This is a genomic window from Kitasatospora phosalacinea, assembly GCF_000717185.1.
In the GTDB taxonomy this organism is placed as follows: domain Bacteria; phylum Actinomycetota; class Actinomycetes; order Streptomycetales; family Streptomycetaceae; genus Kitasatospora; species Kitasatospora phosalacinea_A.
This window is the reverse complement of the sequence record NZ_JNYE01000093.1, coordinates 1-19,921: the sequence shown is the minus strand read 5'-3', so window position 1 is coordinate 19,921 and position 19,921 is coordinate 1. Positions and strand designations below refer to the sequence as shown.

At 76.9% G+C, this 19,921-nt stretch carries 14 protein-coding genes; 6 read left to right on the top strand and 8 right to left on the bottom strand.

Annotated features, from left to right (window positions below; all coding sequences use genetic code 11):
* Positions 1-37: 37 nt before the first annotated feature.
* Positions 38-1,087, bottom strand: coding sequence for a M48 family metallopeptidase (locus OO57_RS30085; RefSeq protein ID WP_051778438.1), 1,050 nt, complete (start codon positions 1,085-1,087; stop codon positions 38-40).
* A 273-nt stretch (positions 1,088-1,360) separates the two neighbouring features.
* Between OO57_RS30085 and OO57_RS30080 the strand changes: the two genes are divergently transcribed.
* Positions 1,361-2,437 carry a Zn-dependent alcohol dehydrogenase gene (locus OO57_RS30080; RefSeq protein ID WP_033255873.1) on the top strand — a complete coding sequence of 359 codons (1,077 nt, stop codon included), beginning with the start codon at positions 1,361-1,363 and terminating at the stop codon, positions 2,435-2,437.
* A gap of 141 nt (positions 2,438-2,578) precedes the next feature.
* Here OO57_RS30080 and OO57_RS47005 read toward each other — a convergent pair whose 3' ends face one another.
* The 5 genes from OO57_RS47005 to lanL form a co-directional block, all read right to left on the bottom strand.
* Positions 2,579-4,453: an ATP-binding cassette domain-containing protein gene (locus OO57_RS47005; protein WP_158715278.1), complete on the bottom strand. Its 1,875-nt coding sequence runs from the start codon at positions 4,451-4,453 to the stop codon at positions 2,579-2,581.
* 156 nt (positions 4,454-4,609) lie between these two features.
* Positions 4,610-6,316, bottom strand: a complete 1,707-nt coding sequence (locus OO57_RS30070; RefSeq protein WP_158715277.1) for an ATP-binding cassette domain-containing protein — start codon at positions 6,314-6,316, stop codon at positions 4,610-4,612.
* 131 nt (positions 6,317-6,447) lie between these two features.
* A complete protein-coding gene (locus OO57_RS44235; protein ID WP_158715276.1) occupies positions 6,448-6,591 on the bottom strand; it encodes a VenA family class IV lanthipeptide in 144 nt (47 codons plus the stop codon).
* A 126-nt stretch (positions 6,592-6,717) separates the two neighbouring features.
* Positions 6,718-8,685, bottom strand: a complete 1,968-nt coding sequence (locus tag OO57_RS39955) for an alpha/beta fold hydrolase (protein WP_051778434.1) — start codon at positions 8,683-8,685, stop codon at positions 6,718-6,720.
* A gap of 122 nt (positions 8,686-8,807) precedes the next feature.
* Positions 8,808-11,609, bottom strand: a complete 2,802-nt coding sequence (gene lanL, locus OO57_RS30060; protein ID WP_158715275.1) for a class IV lanthionine synthetase LanL — start codon at positions 11,607-11,609, stop codon at positions 8,808-8,810.
* A gap of 574 nt (positions 11,610-12,183) precedes the next feature.
* Here lanL and OO57_RS30055 point away from each other — a divergent pair.
* The 3 genes from OO57_RS30055 to OO57_RS30045 are packed head-to-tail and all read left to right on the top strand — an operon-like array spanning position 12,184 to position 15,076.
* Complete coding sequence (locus OO57_RS30055; RefSeq protein ID WP_033255871.1) at positions 12,184-13,020, top strand: Nif3-like dinuclear metal center hexameric protein; 837 nt, start codon at positions 12,184-12,186, stop codon at positions 13,018-13,020.
* A 36-nt stretch (positions 13,021-13,056) separates the two neighbouring features.
* The gene (locus OO57_RS30050; protein ID WP_033255870.1) at positions 13,057-13,800 is read left to right on the top strand and encodes a zinc ribbon domain-containing protein; all 744 of its coding nucleotides are present in this window, start codon (positions 13,057-13,059) and stop codon (positions 13,798-13,800) included.
* 4 nt (positions 13,801-13,804) lie between these two features.
* Entirely contained in the window at positions 13,805-15,076 is a 1,272-nt protein-coding gene (locus tag OO57_RS30045; RefSeq protein ID WP_234337563.1) for a bifunctional RNase H/acid phosphatase, read from the top strand.
* Between the two features lie 83 nt (positions 15,077-15,159).
* On the opposite strand, the gene yaaA is transcribed toward OO57_RS30045, so the two are convergent.
* Complete coding sequence (yaaA, locus tag OO57_RS30040) at positions 15,160-15,960, bottom strand: peroxide stress protein YaaA (RefSeq protein WP_033255868.1); 801 nt, start codon at positions 15,958-15,960, stop codon at positions 15,160-15,162.
* 477 nt (positions 15,961-16,437) lie between these two features.
* Positions 16,438-16,857, bottom strand: coding sequence for a DUF3995 domain-containing protein (locus tag OO57_RS30035; protein ID WP_033255867.1), 420 nt, complete (start codon positions 16,855-16,857; stop codon positions 16,438-16,440).
* A 210-nt stretch (positions 16,858-17,067) separates the two neighbouring features.
* Here OO57_RS30035 and OO57_RS30030 point away from each other — a divergent pair, with 210 nt between their 5' ends.
* Together OO57_RS30030 and OO57_RS30025 are read left to right on the top strand one after the other, a co-directional pair.
* Complete coding sequence (locus OO57_RS30030) at positions 17,068-18,522, top strand: RNB domain-containing ribonuclease (RefSeq protein WP_033255866.1); 1,455 nt, start codon at positions 17,068-17,070, stop codon at positions 18,520-18,522.
* Positions 18,523-18,561: 39 nt separating this feature from the next.
* A complete protein-coding gene (locus OO57_RS30025) occupies positions 18,562-19,842 on the top strand; it encodes a DHA2 family efflux MFS transporter permease subunit (protein ID WP_234337562.1) in 1,281 nt (426 codons plus the stop codon).
* Positions 19,843-19,921: the final 79 nt, after the last annotated feature.

Below are 19,921 nucleotides of genomic sequence, written 5' to 3'. Positions count from 1 at the left end.
GTAGGAACGCCCCCGCCGCAGGACGGTTCCCGGGCGGTCACAGCAGCTCGGCGGCGATCCGGGCCCGGCTCGGCGCCAGCTCCGCGTCGATCAGGGCGTCCCGCCCGGCGTCCAGCACCAGCGGGGGACGGTCGGCCGGAGGGGCCGAGGCCAGCAGCCGCAGCCGCAGGTAGGTCGGCGGGTGCGAGACGTCGGTGGCGGACACCTCCCGCTCCGACAGCCGCACCCGGCGCTCCACCTCGGTCGGCGGGACCGTCCGGGCCGCCTCGGCCAGCGCGTCCCACAGCCCCGGCATCGGCCCGGCCGCCCGCACCGCCCGGCCACCGGCCCGCGGCAGCGCCCGCTGCCGGGTCAGCACCGCGTCCAGCGTGGAGTCGTTGAGCATCGCCTGCAGCATGCCCCGCGCGTCCCGCGGGGACGCCAGCCGCGCGGCCATCAGGTCGGCCCGGTGCTCGGCCGCCTGCCCGCTGCGCAGGTACAGGCGGTACATCAGCCTCCTGAGCGCCCGCACCCCGAAGTTGAGCACGCCCAGCAGCAGGACGGTGACGGCGGAGGCGATGGCGACGACCAGGTTGGCGTTCGTCTCGTTGTCGCGCGACGGGTAGGTGAGCACGTACCACTCGTTCAGCGCGCCGATGGCGGAAGCCGTCCACACGCCGCGCCGGGAGTCCCCGTTCACGCAGTGCCCGATCTCGTGCCCGAGCAGCGCGACCCGCTGCTGCCGGGTGAGCACCGTCCACAGCGGCAGGCCGATCACCAACTGCCGGTGGCGGCGCAGACCGAGGACGCCGAAGGCGGCGTTGAAGTCGGAGTCCACCACGATCGAGTCGACCTTCGGCGCGCCCAGCTCCGCCGAGACCGCGTCGACCAGCCCGTACAGGGTCGGCGCGGCCTCCCGGGTCAGCACCCCGGAACGCCGCGGGCGGCCCAGCCGCGGACGCAGCAGGAACGCCACCGCCAGCGCGACCACGCCCAGCACCCGGGCCGGCCAGCCGCCCAGCGGCCACCCCACCACCAGGCACACCCCGGCCAGCAGCACCGCCAGCGACACCAGGTGCACCGCCCCCGCGAGCAGGAACGCGCCCACCGACGCGCCGTGCCGCAGGCGGGAACGGTGGGGGCCGGTTCGGCCGGGGCCGGGACGGGCGGGGTTTCGGCAGTGGACACGGCGGCGGATCCTGCCACAGCCGACGGGCCGGCGGAAGCGGGTTGCGGGAAGCGGGTCGGGGAGGCAGGTCGGCACCCGAACCGCCCGCCGGGAGCCGGGGATGCGCTATACAGGGGCGGCCGCGGTGGAACGCGTTCCGCCCGGTGCCGTCACCCTGCCGTCACCGGCGGCCGATCACCCTGGGAGCAGCCCGTGCGCGCAGCGATCCTGCAGCAGACCGGACAGGACACCCTGGACGTCCGCGACGACGTCGAAGCCGTCGGCTTCGGGCCCGGCCGGGTCCGGATCCGGGTGCGGGCCGCCAGCCTCTGCCACTCCGACCTGTCCGCGATGGCCGGGATCCTGCCGCAGCCCGCCCCCTTCGTGCCCGGCCACGAAGGCGCCGGGGACGTCGTCGAGGTCGGCCCCGGCGTCACCGGCCTCGCCCCCGGCGACCGGGTCGTGCTCTGCTGGATGCCCCCGTGCGGCCACTGCCCCGCCTGCCGGGCCGGCCGCACCCACCTGTGCACCGCCTCGATCCGCCGCCTCACCACCCCCGCCTTCCGGATCGGCGGCGACACCGACGTGTACGGCTTCTACAGCACCGGTGCGTTCGCCGAGGAACTCGTCGTCGCCGCCGACAGCGTCATCCCGGTGCCCGCCGACCTGCCCCACGAACTCGCCGCCCTGATCGGCTGCGGCGTCACCACCGGACTCGGCGCCGTCGTCAACACCGCACGGGTGGAAGCCGGTTCGACCGTCGCCGTGATCGGCGCGGGCGGCGTCGGCATCGCCGCCGTCCAGGGCGCCCGGATCAGCGGCGCCACCCGCATCACCGTCGTCGACCCCGTCGCCTCCCGCCGCGAACGCGCCCTCGGCTTCGGCGCCACCGACGCCATCGCCCCCGAACAACTCAAGCACGCCGCCCGCGAGTTGCCCGGCGGCTACGACCACGTCTTCGAGGCCGTCGGCCGCGCCGCCACCGTCCGGGCCGGCTACGACGCGGCCCGCCGCGGCGGCGCGGTCGTGGTGATCGGCGCCGGGGCCCAGGACGACAAGGTCGCCTTCAGCATGGGCGAACTCTTCTTCAACGAGAAGCGCCTGCTGCCCTCGATGTACGGCGGCGGCGACGTCCGCCGCACCGTCGGCCTCGCGATCGACCTGTGGCGCGCGGGGCGGCTCGACCTCGCCGGAATGATCACTCACCGGCTGCCGCTGGCCCGCGTCAACGAGGCGGTCGCCCAGATGCGGGCCGGGGAGGGGCTGCGGACCGTCCTGCTCACGGACTGACGGACCGGCGGACTGGCGGACCGGTGGGCCGGTGGGCCGGTGGGCTCGGGGCTGCGAGGGGTGCAGTGGCGGTGCGTGCGGTGGCTGCGGGTTCTGTTGCGGCGGCCCGAAGCAGCTCGGACCTCCGGTGGGCTCCGGCCGTCAGCAGCTCGGCCCCGCCGTTCCCCGGGCCCCTGACGGGGCCCTTTCGCGGCTCGGCTCAGCCGTTCCTCGGGTTCCTGAGGGGGCCCTTCCGGGGCTCGGGCTCGTGGTTGTTTCCCGGGCCTCTGGCGGGGTGGTCTGCCGTTCCCCGTCGGCTGGCGGGAGGTGGCCCGAGCAGGCGCGGTAGAAGGAGGAGAGGACCTGGAGGTCGGCGTGGGTGGCGAGGAGGGGGCCGGGGGCGTCGAGCAGGAGGATGCGGTCGGCGCGGGTCGCGGAGCTGATGCGGTGGGCGATGACGACCAGGGTGCCGGGGCGGGCGGCGAACGCCTCTTCGGCTCGGCGTTCGGCTTCCGCGTCGAGGTGGCAGGTGGCCTCGTCCAGGACGACGATCGGCGCGGGGGAGAGGAACGTCCGGGTCAGGGCCAGGAGTTGGCGTTCGCCCGCGGACAGGGCGGCCGGGGCGGCGATCCGGCCGTCGGGGCCGCCGAGACGGGCGAGCAGGCGGGCGGAGCCCACCCGGTGGGCGGCGGTGGCGAGTTCGGCGTCCGAGCGGTCGCCGGACGGCCAGCACAGGTTCTCCCGGACGGTGCCCGCGAAGACGTACGCCTCCTGTGGGACGAGCGCCAGCCGGGCGGCCCGCTCCGGCGTGGGGAGGGCGGCCGCGTCCCGGCCGCCGAGCAGGACCCGGCCCGCGTCCGGGACGAGCACCCCGGCCAGCAGCGCCGCCAGCGTTGACTTCCCGGTGCCGCTCGGGCCGACCACGGCCAGGTGCGCGCCCGGGCGGAGCTCGAACCGCACGCCGTCCAGCACCGGTTCGGCGCTCCCCGGGTGGGCGTACCGCAACCCTTCGACGCTCAACGAACTGTCGTCTGACGGAACGGACGGAACGGACGGAACGGGCGGCGTGGGCGACGCGGGGGCGGGGCAGGCGGTCGTCAGCCGGTCCAGGACCACCGCCAGGTCGAGCAGCCAACTGCCCAGCATGCCCGCCAACGCCCTTACCGCAGGCTCCAGTTGTTGCAGCAGGTAGGTCGCCACGCCGAGCACCTGCCCGGCCGTCAGCCAGCCGCGGCCCACCATCCACGGCGCCGCGCACACCACCGCCAGCAGCGGCAGCCGCCCGCCCACCGCGACCGTCAGCGACCGGGCCGCCGCCGCCCGGCCCACCGCCCGCAGCGCCTCGCCCTGCGCCTCCACCAGCGCCGACAGGTGCGCCGACACCCGCTGCTGCGCCCCGCACGCCGCCACGTCCCGCAGCCCGGCGAACGCCCGGCCCGCCTCGGCCGCGATCCGCTCGTCCGCCAGCACCACCGCCCGGCGGCGCACCACCAGCGGCCCCAGCAGCCGGACGAACAGCGCCCCCGACAGCAGCAGCGGCACCAGCACCAGCGGCAGCACCGGCGGCGCCAGCAGCCCCAGCCCCAGCAGCGCCGCCAGCAGCCCGAAGCCCACCCCGCGCGCACTGCGCAGCAGCGTGGCGGTCAACTGCCGGGCGGACTCCACCTGTTCGGTGAGCCGGGCGATCTCCGCCGGACCGTCCGGGACGGGCCGCGACAGCGCCCCGTGCACCACCCGCGCCACCAGGGCGTCCCGCAGCGGCTCCACCACCTCCGCGAGGTGCGGGAACACCGCCCGCGCCGCGAGCGCGCGCAGCGCCGTCACCGCCCCCAGTGCCCCCAGCCAGGCGAAACCCGCCCCCGGGCGCCCCGCCAGGAAGCCCCGGTCCGCGGCCGCCGCGACCAGCAGCCCCGAGCACAGCGCGGGCAGCGCCTCCACCGCCGACCACCCCGCCAGCCGCCACACCGCCCGCCCCGGCACCACCGCGGCCAGCTCCCGCAACCCCCGCCCGCCCAGCGCCCGCCGATGCCGCCCCACGAAAACCGCTCCTCCCGCGTGTGTAGTTGACGTGCGCCCCGAGTGCCCCGAGTGCCCCGAGTGCCCTGACAGGGGGCCGGGGAGCGGCGAGTCGATGCTGCTGACGGCCGGAGCCCGTCGGAGGCCCGTGCTGCTGCGTGCAACGGCAGTGCGCCGTCAGCGGACCCGGGCCCGCCGCTCCCCGGGCCCCCGGCTCCTTCCGTCCCGCCGTTCGTCCGCGTCCGCGGCCGCGCCCGACAGGACCGCCCGGTACGCCGGGTCGGCGAGCAGCGCGCCGTGGGTGTCGATCGCGCGGACCCGGCCGCCGTCCAGCCACACCACCAGCCCGGCCCGGGCCGCGACCGCCGCGCGGTGGGTGACGACCAGGCGGGTGCGGCCCCGGGTGGACTCGTGCAGCGCCCGGTCGACCTGGTGCTCGGTCGCCGCGTCCAGGCTGGACGTCGCGTCGTCCAGCACCACCACCCGGGCGTTCCCGGCCAGCAGTCTGGCCAGCCCCAGGCGCTGCAACTCGCCGCCGGAGAGCTGGAGTTCACCCACCGGCGTACGGCCGCCGTGCGGCAGCCGGGCCAGGAAGCCGTCCGCCCGGGCCGCCGCCAGCGCCGCCGGGTCCGCGCCCTCCAGGGCCTCGTCCAGGGCCGGGCCGATCAGCAGCGGGCGCTCGAAGGCGTAGCCGACCGCGCGCCGCCGCTCCGCGACCGACAGCGCCGCCACCGGCACCCCGTCGACCAGCACCTCGCCGCCGTCCGGCAGCCGCAACCCGCCCGCCAGCGCGGCCAGCAGCGACTTGCCCGCACCCGAGCGCCCCACCACCGCGACCGTCGCCCCGCCCGGCACCGTCAGCTCCAGCGGGCCGAACACCACCGCACCCTCGTCGTCCCGCACCAGTACCGAACGGAACACCAACTCACCAGGCCCGTCCGGAAGTTCGCGCCCGCCCGCGCCCGGCCCCGGCAGCCCCGCCACCTCCCGCACCCGGGCCAGCCCGGCCCGCGCGTGCGCCACCCCCACCAGCGCCTCCACCTGCTCGAAGAACCCCAGCCCCAACGCCGCCCACCCCGCCGCGGCCGCGAACGCCCCCGCGGGCAGCCGCCCCGCCGCCACCAACTGCCCCGCCGTACCGAGCACCGTCAGCTCCACCGCCGCGACCAGCAGCGTCACCTGCCCCACCGTCCGGCGCTGCGCCCGCCACAACGCCCGCCCCGCGTCCCCGAGTTCCGGCAGCACGCCGAGCACCCGCGCCGCCTCCTGCCGCTGCGCCCCCGCCGCCCGCACCGTCCGGACCCCCGCCAGCGCGTCCGCCAGCCGGTCCGCCAACCGCCCCTGCGCCTCCTGGTAGCGGACGAACACGTCCTCCGCCGTCCGCATGAACAACCGCACCAGCACCACCCCCGGCAGCACCCCCGCGAAGAACGCCACCGCCAGCCACGGCGACAGCACCCCCAGCCCCAGCACCGCCCCCGCCGACGTCACCAGCGCCGTCGCCGCCGCCAACCGGGCCGCCCGCGCCGCCCCCGCGTCCGCCGCCGCACCCACCAGCCGGGCCGTCAGGTCACCCGGGCCGGGCCGCTCCCCGCACAACCGCTCCACCGCCGACGGGAACGGACGCAGCCACAGCACCCGCCGCACCAGCGCGCCGCGCAACGCCACCGTGTCCGCCGCCGTGCACGCCGGACCCGCCACCGCGGCCAGCGCCGACGCCGCCGCACCCACCGCCAGCAGCGCCGCCAACCCCCCGACCGCCCACCCCACCGGACGGCCCGCCAGCACCGCGTCCAGCACCACCCCCGCCACCCCCGGCAGGGCCAGCGTCGCCGCCGCCTCCAGCGGCACCGACACCGTCAGCGCGACCGACGACCCACGCACGAGAACTCCCGTTGGAAGAAAGAAGGACGAGGACGGACCGGGCACGGGAGGGCCGTGCCCGCCCCCGCGAACGGGAGCGGACACGGCCCGGGCGAGGCGCCCCGACGTCAGCTGACGGCTCAGCCGGTGGTTCAGCTGATGGTGAAGATCAGGCAGGTCAGGATCAGACAGGTGTACTGGCACCCGCCGCCGTGGCCGCCCAGCTCGACGGTCTCCAGCTCCGGCAGCTCCTGCAGGGCCGCGAGGTCGGTCTCGAACGAGGTCGTGTTCTCCATGGTGTTTCCCTCCCTATGGGGTTCCGCCGAGCACGGGCGTGCCCGACGACCGCGGCGGCGCACCACCGCGGATCCTGCTCCCGCACGCGCCCGGCGCCGGGAAGTCCGTGCGTTCCTGGGACGGCGTCAGGTCGGACGGCCGGTCCGCAGGAAGCCCGCCAGCAGCTCGTGCACCGCTGCCGCGCCCTCCTCGGCCAGCACCTCGTGCCCCGCCCCCGCCGCCTCCACGTACCGGAAGTCGACGCCCTCCACCCGCCCCAGCCGCAGCAACTCGTGCCGCAGCGAACGGGACTGGCCCACCGGCACCACCTCGTCCCGGTCCCCGTGCACCACCAGCAGCGGCGCGTGCAGCCGGTGCGCCACCCGCAGCACGTCGCGCGGGCCGCGGGCGTCGTCGAGCTCCCGGTCGCCGCCCAACCGGGTGGTCAGCGCCCGCACCGGGGCCGCCGCCTCCGCCAGCAGCCGCCCGCCCGACAGGAACGGCGCCACCACCGCGCACCGCGCCACCGCCCCCACCGGGGCGTGCGCCGCCGCCAGCAGCGCCAGGAACGCGCCGTAGCTCACCCCGAACAGCGCGGGCGGCTCCAGCCCCAGCGCGGCCCGTTGCCCCGCCACGCCCTCCAGCAGCGCCAGCACGTCCTCCAGGTCCGGCCCGCCCCACGCGCCGCGGATCGCCATCGCGAACTCCGGCCCGTACCCCGTCGAACCGCGCTGGTTCGGCGCCAGCACCGCCAGCCCGTCCGCCGCCATCCGCTGCAGCGCCGGATCGAACTCCAGCCGCCAGGCGTCCGCCGGGCCGCCGTGCAGCGCCAGCACCAGGTGCGGCGCCGACAGCCACGACTCGCCGCCGTACACCACCGCCTCCACCGGACCGGCCGGACCCGCCAGCTCCAGGCACTGCGCCGACCGCCACCGGCCGCCGTCCCCCGGCTCCGCCGACCCGTCCAGCCGCCACCCCGCCAGAGCCGCCGGAGCCGCCGGAGCCGCCGGAGCCGCCGGAGCCGCCGGAGCCGCCGGGCCGGGCCGCTGGGAGGCCGGGAAGCCGAGCGGCGCCAACGGCAGCGGCAGCGCCACCGGAGCACCCGCCGGGAGCGGCTCCGCCGCCAGCAGCGCCGCCACGTCCAGCGTGGCCAGCGCCGCCGGGCGGTCCGGCGCCGAGTACGGCATCCGCAGCCCCGCCGCCGACCAGTGCCCCACCGCCCCCAGCCGGCCCGGCGGCACCGGCAGCGGGCACAACTGCTTCTCGCCCGCCCGCCACAGCACCAGCGCCGACGCCGCCCCGTGGTCGACCTGGAGCACCACCTGCGGCTCCGCGCCCGCCACCAGCCCGGGCGCCGCCGCGACCGGACGCAGCAGCCGCCCCGGCTGGTGCAGGCAGTCCGGGAACCGCACCGGCTCGCCGCCGCCGATCAGCGCCCAGCCGAGCCGGTCCACCCCCGGCGCGTCGCTGCGCAGCATCCCGAAGCCCGTCGCCGGATCGAACAGCACCAGCCGGTCGTTGCTGCTCTCGCCCAACTCCAACAGCGCGGTGGTGGTGCCCAGTTCGAGATCCAGCACGACGGTCTTCACCATCCCGCCGACCACCCGGTCCAACGCCAGCAGCCGCCCCGCCGCGTCCAGCCACACCCCGCCGCCGTGCAACCCCGGCAACTGCGCGACCTCCCGCGGCGCCGACCCGTCCGCCGCCAGCAGCCACACCGTCGTCACCGGACGGGTGTCCGTCCCCAGCAGCACCGCGACCGGCCCGTCCGCGGACGCCGCCCCGCCGGGCACCGCCAGCATCCGCAGGCCCGGCAGCCGCAGCGCCGCCAACGGCACCTCCGGCTCCCCGGCCGCCAGCAGCACCAGCGCGTGCCGGTCCCCGTCGTGCCGGCACACCAGCACCCGGCCGTCCGGCAGCGCCAGCAACTGCGCCCGCAGCCCCTCCTCCGACGGCAGCGCGACCGGCACGGCCGGACCGTCCGCCGGGAGGCGCCAGCTCTCCGCGTACCACCCGCCGTCGGCCCCGGCGGCGAGGCAGGCGGCGTGCGAGCCGTCACCGGCGAAGGTGAAGCTGAGCCGACGCAACGCGAGGTGCACGGTCTGCGTGCTCATCGGGGATCACCTTTCGGGGGACGGGACGCGAGATCGGGGCCCGGGGAACGGCCGACCGGGGGAGCGGCGGGCCCGGGGGAGCGGCGGGGCGGACGGGGGCTGCGGGCGCGGGCGGAGGTGCCCTACGGGAACCAGATCCGGGGCCCGCCGTGGCGGAGGCGGAGCAGGAAGGCGAGCGGGCCGGAGGTGCCGGTGCCGTAGGCGGGGGTGGCGGTGGTGCCGGTCTCGTCGGGGAGGACGAGGAGGCCGTCGCGCAGCGCGGTGCGGGCGGCGATCAGTGCGGCGAGGTCCTGGGCGCCGTGGCGGAAGCGGGTCTCGCCGGTGGCTTCGGCGAGGTCGAGCAGGTACTCGCCGTTCCCGGCCAGGCCGTGGCAGGCGCTGGTGCCGGCGTGCCAGCGGGCGTCCAGGACGGCCCGGCCGGCGGCGAGGGCGAGCCGGTGGGAGTCGGGGTCGCCGGTGGCCCGCCAGTGCCGGACGAGGAAGGTGCCGACGCCGGAGGAGCCGCTGCACCAGTGGGCGAGGCGGACGTGGTCGGGGTCGCCGTGGCTCTGCGGCCACCACGCGGCGGGGCCGTCGCAGCGGGCGGTGGCCGCCAGGGTGCGGGCGGCGCGGTCGGCCGCGGCCCGGGCGTCCGCCGCGGTGGCGGCGAGCGCGGGGTCGCCGCTGTCCGCGAGGGCGTCCGCGGCGGCGAGCAGGAAGCCGCCGACGCCCGCGACGCCGTGGGCGTGGCCGAGGTGGGTGGCCCCGGCGAGGGCCGAGTCGAAGTCGGCGGGCACCGGCCAGACCGTCCCGTACGGCTCCTCGCGGGCGGCGGCGAGCAGGTGCCGGACGCAGCGGGCGGCGCGGTCGAGGAAGGTGCGGGCGCCGGTGGCGCGGTGGGCGCGGAGCTGGGTGAGGCCGGCTCCGGCGACGCCGTGGCAGACGTCGGGGTTGGGCCAGTCGAGCGGGAGCCGGGCGGCGAGTCCGGCGGCGCGTTCGGCGAGGCCGGGGTCGCCGAGGGCGTCGGCGGCGTCGAACAGGGCCCAGGCGGTGCCGGCCCGGCCGAAGTGCAGGCCGGGGAGGACCACGGGTTCGGCGGCGCAGCGGCGTTCGATCCAGGTGGCGGCGACGGCGGCGGTGGCGCGGGCGCGTTCCCGGGCCGGGTCGGGCAGCGGTGCGAGGGCGACCCGGGCGAGCAGGGCGAGGACGCCCGCGGCGCCGTGCTGGACGTTGCACGGGTCGGTGAGCAGCCCGTTCGGGACGGTCGGCCAGAGCCGGTCGCGGCGCTGCGGGGTGGCGCTGCGGGCGAGGTCGCGCAGGCCGTCGTGCAGCAGCCGGTCCAGCGCGGGCGGGGCGGTGGCGGGCGGGGCGGCGGTGGGCGCGCCGGTGGTGGACGTCCCGGTGGTGGCGCCGGTGGCGGGGGACGTCTCGGCGGCGAGCGCGGTGCGGACGCGCTCCAGGCTCCAGCGCTGGTCGGCGGTCTCGGCGCGCAGGCCGAGCACCAGCGGGGCGAGCCGGCGGGCGGTGTCGCCCTCGCGGGCGGCCAGCGCCAGCCAGCGGCCCAGCCGTTCACCGACCGGACGGGCCAGTGGCAGGTCGTCGGGCAGCAGCGGGTCGTGGCCGGTGGCGAGCAGGAAGTACAGGCCGCCGAGCGCGTACAGGTCGGTGCTGCGGGCGGCCCGTCCGGTCAGGTGCGGGCCGGAGTGCTCGGGGGCGCGGTAGCCCGGGGTGCCCGCGGAACCGGCCAGCGCCCCGGCGGGGACGGCGAGTTCGAGGTCGACCAGCCGGACGTCGCCGTCCGGGGTGACCAGCACGTTGCCGGGGGAGAGGTCGCGCAGGACGAGCCCGCGGCGGTGCACCCGCTCCACCAGGTCGAGCAGGGCGAGCGCCAGCGGCCCGGCCTCGGCCCAGCGGACGTCCGGGGTGCCGTCGCGGCGCAGCCGGGCCGCGACCCAGCTGCCCAGGGCCTGGCCGGGGACGCGCTCCTGGACCAGGAACAGCGAGTCCTGCTGCTCGACCAGGGCGTGCACCCGGGGGGTGAGGCCGCTGTCGGCGAGCCGGCCGAGCAGTTCGGCCTCGTGCCGCAGGGCGGTGCGGGCGTCCGTCCCGGCGCGGTCGACCTCGATGTGCGCCCGGGCCTGCTTGACCACCACCTCCGCGCCGGTGGTGCGGTCGCTGCCCAGGAACACCCCGCCCTTGGCGCTGTGCCGCAGCGCGGCGGTCAGCGCCCAGCGGCCGTCCAGCAGCACGCCGCCGGGGCGCCGGGCGCCGGGGCCGGGCTGAGGGCCGGACTGAGAGCCGGGGCCGGGCTGAGGGCCGGGGCCGGGCTGGGCGGGCACTTGCCCGCTGCCGGTGGCCGGGGCCGGGGCCGGTTTGCCGCCGGTGGTCGATCCCGCCCCCTCGACGGGGTCGGCCACCCAGGGCGGGCGGCGGTAGACGGCGGTGCGGACGTCCTCGACCAGGGCGCCGCCGGGGGCGCGCAGCATCGAGCGGTAGGCGCCGTCGTTGCCGAGCGCCGACCGCCCGGCGAACGCGCCGTAGCGGTAGTGCACCAGGCTGCCGGGACGGTACGGGCGGTCGGAGAGAATCACCGGGCCTGGCATTCCCGCGGTAGCGCGGTGGAGTTCCTCGGCGAGCCGCCGGAATTGCTCGTCGTCGCCCGGGTAGACGGTGAGGAATTTCCCGGCCGATCCGCGCTCGCTGTTCCGGGAATTGATTTCGTGGAGCTTCTCCAGGTCGGCGGTGAATTTGAATGCGCACGGGTCGTCGGCGACCGCCGAGGCGACCGCGGACAGCACTTCGACCGCCACCGAGGAGGCCGCGCTGACGTGCAGCTTCCAGCCCTGGGCGGGGAGCTCGCGGCCGGGCGGCCGCACCGTGCACCAGAAGCCCTCGACCGCGACCGTCCAGTCGCCGCCGCCTCCCCGGGCCCTGCTGTCGGTCACGGCCGCCCGCGCCACCTCCACCAACGTGCCGTCCACACCCGACCCGTCGTCGACCGGCCCCGGCCCCCCTGCCCTGCGCAGCGGTGTGCCCGCCCCCATCTGCTTCACACCCCTTCGCGGTGGACTCGACCGAACGGTCTGCGGAAGTCACGAGAGCCTCGGCGGCGCCCGCCGAATTCCACGTCCGCCGTTCTCCGCGTGGGTCTCCACGCTTCACAACGCTTCGCAACGCGGGAATTCCGGCCGGTCGCCTTTTCGACCCCCCTGGTCGAGGCAACTCTCGTTCGCAGGACTAGAAGTTACTTTCGGGGAGGGTGCGACTCAACACCGGCCGGGTCACTTCACCCGTAAGGGTGATCCGGTTTCGTTTTCGAATGCGTTCGCCCCGGGGCGTGTGACCAGGGCGCACCGCGCGGCCACCGGCCGCTTCCGCGCCCGGGGCCGCTCGGAGGGCCGCCGGAGCTCCCGTCCGCCGCCTCCCGCCTGATTGACGCGCAGGTGTACGACGGTCGGGCCCGGTCCGCACGCCGGGAGCGCGACCGGGCCCGGCCGTGGCACGCGGTAGTCTCGACAGGTGCCGAAACTCTCCGACGTCATCGCCGTGCTCGAAGAGGTCTACCCCCCGCAGTGGGCGGAGTCCTGGGACGCGGTGGGCCTGGTCTGCGGCGACCCGGAGGCCGAGGTCCGCCGGGTGCTCTTCGCCGTCGACCCGGTGCAGACCGTGGTGGACGAGGCCGTCGAATGGGGCGCCGACCTGCTGGTCACCCACCACCCCCTCTACCTGCGCGGCACCACCACGGTCGCCGCGACCGGCTTCAAGGGCCGGGTGGTGCACACCCTGATCAAGCACGACATCGCCCTGCACGTCGCGCACACCAACGCCGACCACGCCGACCCCGGCGTCTCGGACGCCCTCGCCGAGGCCGTCGGCCTGAAGGTCACCGGCCCGCTGGTGGCCGACCCGACCGACCCGGCGGGCCGCCGCGGCAGCGGCCGGATCGGCGAGCTCCCGCAGCCGGTGACCCTGGCCGCGTTCGCGGCGCAGGTCGCCGCCGGGCTGCCCGCCACCGCGGCGGGCGTGCGCGCCGCGGGCGACCCCGAGCGGCTCGTCCGCCGGGTCGCGGTCTGCGGCGGCTCCGGCGACTCCTTCCTGGCCGAGGCCCGCGCGGCCGGCGTCGACGCGTACGTCACCGCCGACCTGCGGCACCACCCGGCCTCCGAAGCCACCGAGGCGGCCCCGGTCGCCCTGGTCGACGCCGCGCACTGGGCCACCGAGTGGCCCTGGCTCACCCTCGCCGCCCGCGAACTCACCGGCCGCGCCGAGAGCCGCGGCTGGCCGCTGGAGACCCGCGTCTCCACCCGGGTCACCGACCCGTGGACGGCGCACGCGCCGATGCCGTACGCCCCCTGACCTCCCGCCGAACCAACTCAACAGGAGCCCTGCCGCGTGAACGCCGCGCCCGCCGACCAGATCCGCCTGCTCGACCTGCAGGCATTCGACTCCCGCCTCGACCAGCTGGCCCACCGGCGCCGCACCCTGCCCGAGCACGCCGAGATCGACAAGGCCGGCGCCGACCACAACGCCCTCAAGGACCTGGTCGTCGCCGCCCAGGCCCAGCTCGGCGACACCACCCGCGAGCAGGCCAAGGCCGAGGCCGACGTCGAGCAGGTCCGTGCCCGGGCCGCCCGCAACCAGCAGCGGATGGACTCCGGTGCGGTCGGCTCCCCCAAGGACCTGGAGAACCTCCAGCACGAGAACGCCTCGCTGGCCAAGCGCCAGGGCGACCTGGAGGACATCGTCCTCGAGGTGATGGAGCGCCTGGAGTCCGCCCAGACCCGGGTCGTCGAGCTGACCGCCCGCCTGGAGCACTCCTCGGTGGTCGTCGCCGAGGCCGAGGCCCGCCGCGACGCCGTGTTCGCCGAGATCGACGCCGAGGTCGAGAAGGTCCGCCGCGACCGCGAGGCCATCGCCAACGTCATCCCCGCCGACCTGATGAAGGCCTACCTGCGGCTGCGCGAGCAGCAGGGCGGCGTCGGCGCGGCCCGCCTCTACCAGCGCCGCTGCGAGGGCTGCCGCACCGAGTTCTCGATCACCGAGTTCAACGCGATCAAGGCCGAGCCCGCCGACAAGGTGCTGCGCTGCGAGAACTGCGGCCGGATCCTGGTCCGCACCGGCGAGTCGGGCGTCTGAGACCGTGGCGGATCCGGTGGCGGGCGCCCGGTACGTCGTCGAGGCCGACGGCGGCTCCCGGGGCAACCCGGGGCCGGCCGGCTACGGCGCGGTGGTCCGCGACGCCGACACCGGGCAGGTCCTGGTCGAGGCCGCCGAGTACATCGGCCACGCCACCAACAACGTCGCCGAGTACCGCGGCCTGATCGCCGGGCTGAAGGCCGCCCGCGACCTCGACCCGGACGCCCGGGTCACGGTCCGGATGGACTCCAAACTGGTCGTCGAACAGATGTCCGGTCGCTGGCGGGTCAAGCACCCCGACATGCGGCCGCTGGCCGCCGAGGCCCGCGCCGTCCTGCCCGCCGGGAACGTCACGTACGACTGGATCCCGCGCGAGCGCAACAAGGCCGCCGACCGGCTCGCCAACGAGGCGATGGACGCGGGCCGACAGGGCCGCCAGTGGGAGCCCGCCCCCCGGCCCGCCGCGCCCGCCGTCTCCACCGTGGCCGCCACCGACGAACCGCTGCCCGCCGCGGGCGCCGGGGCGGTGGCGGGCAGCGGGGCCGTGACGGGCGCCGGGACCGTGCCGGGCGCCGGGGCCGCCGGGACGGCTACGGCCGCCGGGTCCGTTGCGGGTGCCCCCCGGGCGGGCTGGGCCGGACCCGCCGACCTCGGGACCCCCACCACCCTGGTGCTGCTGCGCCACGGCGAGACCCCGCTCACCCCGCACAAGCGCTTCTCCGGCAGCACCGGCAGCGACCCCGGCCTCTCCGAGAAGGGCCGCTGGCAGGCCGAACGCGCCGCCGACTCGCTGGCCGCCCGCGGCACCGTGCAGGTCGTGGTCGCCTCCCCGATGCTGCGCACCCGGCAGACCGCCGAGGCCACCGCCCGGCGCCTCGGCCTGGAGGTGCGGATCGAGGAGGGCCTGCGCGAACTCGACTTCGGTGCCTGGGAGGGCCTCACCTTCGCCGAGGTGATGGAACGCCACCCCGACGACCTCACCACCTGGCTGGGCTCCGCCAAGGCCAAGCCCACCGGCAGCACCGAGTCCCTCACCACCCTGGCCCAGCGGGTCGCCCAGGCCCGCGACCGGATCATCGCCCGCCACCCCGGCAAGACCGTCCTGGTGGTCTCCCACGTCAGCCCGATCAAGACCCTGGTCCGGCTCGCCCTGGGCGCCCCGCCGGACGCCGTGCACCGGATGGAACTGTCCGCCGCCTCGCTCTGCGCCGTCCAGTACTACCGCGACGGCAACGCCTCGCTGCGGCTGCTCAACGACACCTCGCACCTGCGCTGAGCACCGTCCGGGGGCGTATGTCAGTCAATTGACGAACGTCAAACAGTTGATGCTCGTCAACCGGCCGACGTCCGCCGCGCCGCTCAGTGGACGTCCGCCACCACCACGTCCAACTGCCACGGCTTGCGCTCGGTGCCGCGCGCGGAGACCTCCACCCGGTGGCCCAACTGCTCCAGGGCGTCGACCAGTTCGCCGGGGGCGGTCGGCTCCAGGCCGGCCGCGAGCAGGTCGCGCACCAGGCGGCCCTTGGTCGCCTTGTTGAAGTGCGAGACCACCGAGCGCTTCAGCACCCCGTCCACCTCGCGCTCCTGCAGCACCCGCACCGTCACCGTCCGGCCCGCGACCGCGCCCGCGGGCTTCCACGCCGCGGCGTAGGCCGAACTGCGCAGGTCCAGCACCAGCCCGTCCGCGGCCTCCGCCGGCAGCGCCGCGTCCAACTCGCCCCGCCAGTACGGGCCCAGTGCGCCCAGCGGCGGCAGCTTCACGCCCATCGAGCAGCGGTAGGGCGGGATCCGGTCGCCGATCCGCACCGCGCCCCACAGGCCGGAGAACACCAGCAGCGAACGTTCGGCCCGGGCGTAGGCGGCCTCGTCCAGCTTGGCCAGGCCCAGGTTGTCGAACAGCACCCCGGTGTACACCTCGCCCGCCGGGCGGGCCCCCGCCGTCAGCAGCCCGGCGTTCTTGTCGACCTCCCCGCGCAACCCCTTGCTCAGCCCCAGCACCTCCGCCGCCCGCTCCCCGTCCCCGGCGCACAGCTCCACCAGCGCCCCCAGCACCCGCCGCCGGGCACCGGCCAGCCCGGGCAGCGACAACCCCGCCAACTCCACCGGCACACCCGCCTCCGGCGCAGCCTTCCCCTCCGACGGCGGCAGCAGAACCAGCACGGCGACACCCCTTCAACAACCTGTAGCACCCGAACCCGACCACCCTAACGACCCGCCCGCCCCCACCCCGAATCCCGGCTCCGCCGGGGGAGTGGGGAGGCGGTGGGGCTGTTTGCCGCGCTTGTGCGCGGGAGTGGGGTGGACGAGGTGTCCCAGCTGTTGCCGTTGGCGATTGCTGCGCTTGCGTGTACGGGGCGGGGGCGGGTGAGCGCCCCGAATCCCGGGCCCGCCGGGGGAGGAGGGGGCAGCGGGGCTGTTTGCCGCGCTTGCGCCTGGGGGTGTCCCAGCTGTTGGCGGTTGCCGCGCTTGCGCGCAGGGCGGGCGTGGTGTGGGTGGTGGCGGAGCTGCTTGCCGCGCTTGCGCGCGAGGGGTGGGGCGGGTGGTGTCCCGAATTCCGGGCCTGCCGGGTGGTGGGGGTGTCGCCCCTGTTGGGCGGGCCCCCGGTGGCTGGGTGGGGGTGGTCTCCGGTGGTGGGTCTCACCTGCCGCGGGCGGCGACGACTGCTGCGCCGGTGCCCAGGGCGGCGCAGAGCGGGGCGTACAGGTGGCGGTCGAGGCGGACGAAGCCCGGGGAGCGGTCGGTGAGGAGGCGGGGGCCGGCCAGGCCGCGGGCGAGCAGGACGGTGGCGACTCCGGCGGCGCCCGCGGTCCGGAGCCAGCGGGGGCCGGTGGCGGGGAGGGCCCCGCCGCGGGCGGCGACCAGGTAGGCGCCGGTGCCGAGCAGGCCCGCGACCCCCAGGCAGGCCGCGGGGGAGGGCAGGTGTTCGGGGGTGGTGCCGACCACCAGGTCGGCGAACTCGGCGCGGCTGCGGCACGGCCACGGCGAGCGCGCCCACAGCGCGTGCAGCCCGCCGACCGCCGCGAGCGCGCCCGCCACCGCGACCGCGGTGGTCCGCACCCCGCGGGCCGTACCGGCTGTCGCGTCCGCCCCCGCGGTTCCGTCCCCGTCCCGCTCCGGCTGCCCGCACCCGTCGCAGGCCGACCGCCCCGCACCCGTTCGCACCGTCACGTGCCCCCACCCCTCCTCGTGGCCAATCCCCGTGCGCCACAACCGCCTTCACGGCTGTTTCACCGCGCCTTCCACGCTACCGCCGCTTACGCTGCGACCATGCCGCGCCGACACCTCAGCGTCCGGGCCGCCCAGACCGCCAGGATCAACACCGAGCTCGCCGACCTCAGGACCCGTCTGGAGATCCGCACCGACTGGTCGCCGGAGGTGCTCGCGGAGGCCGACCGGGCAGCCGCGCTGCCCCGGCTGCCGGAGTTCGACGCGACCGACCTGGACCTGTTCACCCTCGACCCGCCGGGCTCCCGGGACCTGGACCAGGCGATGCAGCTGTCCCGCCGCGGCACCGGCTACCGGGTGCACTACGCGATCGCCGACGTCGGCGCGTACGTCACCCCGGGCGGGGCGATCGACACCGAGGCCGGGCACCGGGTGCAGACCCTGTACTTCCCGGACGGGAACGTGCCGCTGCACCCGGCCCGGCTGTCCGAGGGCGCGGCCAGCCTGCTGCCCGGCGAGCTGCGGCCCGCCCTGCTCTGGCAGCTCGACCTGGACGCGGACGGCGCCCTCGTCCTGGCGGACCTGCGCCGGGCCCGGGTCCGCTCCCGCCGCCGGCTCGACTACGCGGGCGTCCAGGGCCGGATCGACGCGGGCGCCGCCGACGGGCAGCTGGCCCTGCTCGCCGAGGTCGGCGCCCTGCGCGAGGCGCAGGAGCAGCGGCGCGGCGGCGTCAGCCTGCCCGTCCCCGAGCAGGAGGTGACGGCCGAGGACGGCGGCTACCGGCCCGGCTACCGGGCGCCGCTGCCCGCCGAGGGCTGGAACGCGCAGGTCTCGCTGCTCACCGGCACGGCCGCCGCCGAGCTGATGCTGGACGCCGGGATCGGCCTGCTGCGGACCCTGCCCGCGGCGCCGGAGTCCGCGTACGCCCGGCTGCGCCGCACCGCCGCCGCGCTGGGCGTGGACTGGCCGGAGGGCCTGCCGTACCCGGAGCTGGTCCGCTCCCTGGACCCGGGCCGCACCGCCGACGCGGCCTTCCTCAACGAGTGCACCGGGCTGCTGCGCGGCGCGGGCTACCGGGCCTTCGACACCGCCCGCGGCACCGCCCCGCCCGCCGACCCGGTGCACGCGGCGCTGGCCGCCCCGTACGCGCACTGCACGGCGCCGCTGCGGCGGCTCGGCGACCGGTACGCGCTGGAGGTGTGCCTGGCGGTGGCGGGCGGCACCGACGTGCCGGGCTGGGTGCGGGACGTCCTGCCGCTGGTGCCGGGGCTGATGGAGGCCGGGGACCGGCGGGCGCACGAGGTGGAGCGGGCCTGCGTGGACCTGGTGGAGGCGGAGCTGCTGCGCGGGCGGGAGGGGGAGGAGTTCGAGGCGGTGGTGGTGGACGTGGACGAGCGCCGCCCCACCGTGGGGACGGTGCAGTTGCGCGACCCGGCGGTGGTCGCCAAGTGCGACGCGCCGGGGCGGCTGCCGCTGGGGCACCGGGTGACCGTGCGGCTGACCGTGGCGGATCCGGCCAGCCGCACGGTCCGGTTCGCGCTGGCGGCCGCCGGGTAGTCCCAGGAAGCGTTCATGAGGTGGTGGGATGATCGGACGATGAGCCGACCGATCGCCGTGCCGGACCGCCGTCGCAGGCTGCTGATCCTGGCCATCTGCTGCCTCAGCCTGTTCATCGTCGGCCTGGACAACACCGTCGTGAACATCGCGCTGCCCGCCATCCAGAAGGACCTGGACGCGCCCGCCTCCGGCCTGCAGTGGGTGATCGACGCCTACACGCTGGTGCTGGCCTCGCTGCTGATGCTCTCCGGCTCGGTGGCCGACCGGATCGGCCGCAAGCGGGTGTTCATGACCGGGCTGGTGCTGTTCGTGCTCGGCTCGCTGCTGTGCAGCCTCGCGCCCGGGCTCGGCTGGCTGATCGGCTTCCGGGCGGTGCAGGCGGTCGGCGGGTCGATGATGAACCCGGTGGCGATGTCGATCATCACCAACACCTTCACCGACCCCGCGGAACGGGCCCGGGCGATCGGCGTCTGGGGCGGCGTGATCGGCATCAGCATGGCGCTCGGCCCGCTGATCGGCGGCTTCCTGGTGGACACCGCGGGCTGGCCGTCGATCTTCCTGATCAACGTGCCGGTCGGGCTGCTCGCCTGCCTGTTGACCTTCCGCCACGTGCCGGAGTCCCGGGCGCCCCGGGCCCGCCGCCTCGATCCGGTCGGGCAGCTGCTGATGGTGGTGCTGCTGGGCTGCGGCACCGCCGCGATCATCGAGGGCCCCGGCCACGGCTGGACCTCGCCCGGCATCCTCGCCCTGGTCGCGCTCGCCGTCGGCGCGCTCGTCGCCTTCCCGCTCTGGGAGCTCCGGGTCGCCGAACCGCTGATCGACCCCCGGTTCTTCCGCAGCGCCCCGTTCACCGGCGCCACCGTCACCGCCGTGTGCGCGTTCGCGGCGCTCGGCGGCTTCCTCTTCCTCAACACCCTCTACCTGCAGGACGTCCGCCACTACACCCCGGTGGTGGCGGGCCTGTGGACGCTCCCGATGGCCGGACTCACCCTGCTCGCCGCCCCGCTCTCCGGCCGGATCGTGGCCGGGCGCGGCCCGCGCCTGCCGCTGCTGGTGGCCGGTGCGGCGATCGCCGCCAGCGGACTGCTGCTGACCCGGCTCACCGCGGACTCCTCCGCGCTCCTGCTGCTGCCCGCGTACGCCCTGTTCGGCATCGGCTTCGGCCTGGTCAACGCCCCGATCACCAACTCCGCGGTCTCCGGGATGCCGCTCTCCCAGGCCGGGGTGGCCGCCGCGGTCGCCTCCACCAGCCGCCAGGTCGGCCAGTCGCTCGGCGTCGCCGTGATCGGCACCGTGGTCACTAGCTGTTCTGTCCTGTGAGGTTGGGGACGCGGCTGGCGGGTGGTTGGCCGGCGAGTGCGGTGTGTCCGCGGTGGTGATTGTAGGTGTGGAGCCAGGC

Excerpts from the sequence above, each read along its gene's own strand:
- OO57_RS44235 (WP_158715276.1), bottom strand. The coding sequence starts at position 6,591 with ATGGAGAACACGACCTCGTTCGAGACCGACCTCGCGGCCCTGCAGGAG.
- OO57_RS39955 (WP_051778434.1), bottom strand. The coding sequence starts at position 8,685 with ATGAGCACGCAGACCGTGCACCTCGCGTTGCGTCGGCTCAGCTTCACC.
- OO57_RS30030 (WP_033255866.1), top strand. The coding sequence starts at position 17,068 with ATGCCGCGCCGACACCTCAGCGTCCGGGCCGCCCAGACCGCCAGGATC.
- OO57_RS30025 (WP_234337562.1), top strand. The coding sequence starts at position 18,562 with ATGAGCCGACCGATCGCCGTGCCGGACCGCCGTCGCAGGCTGCTGATC.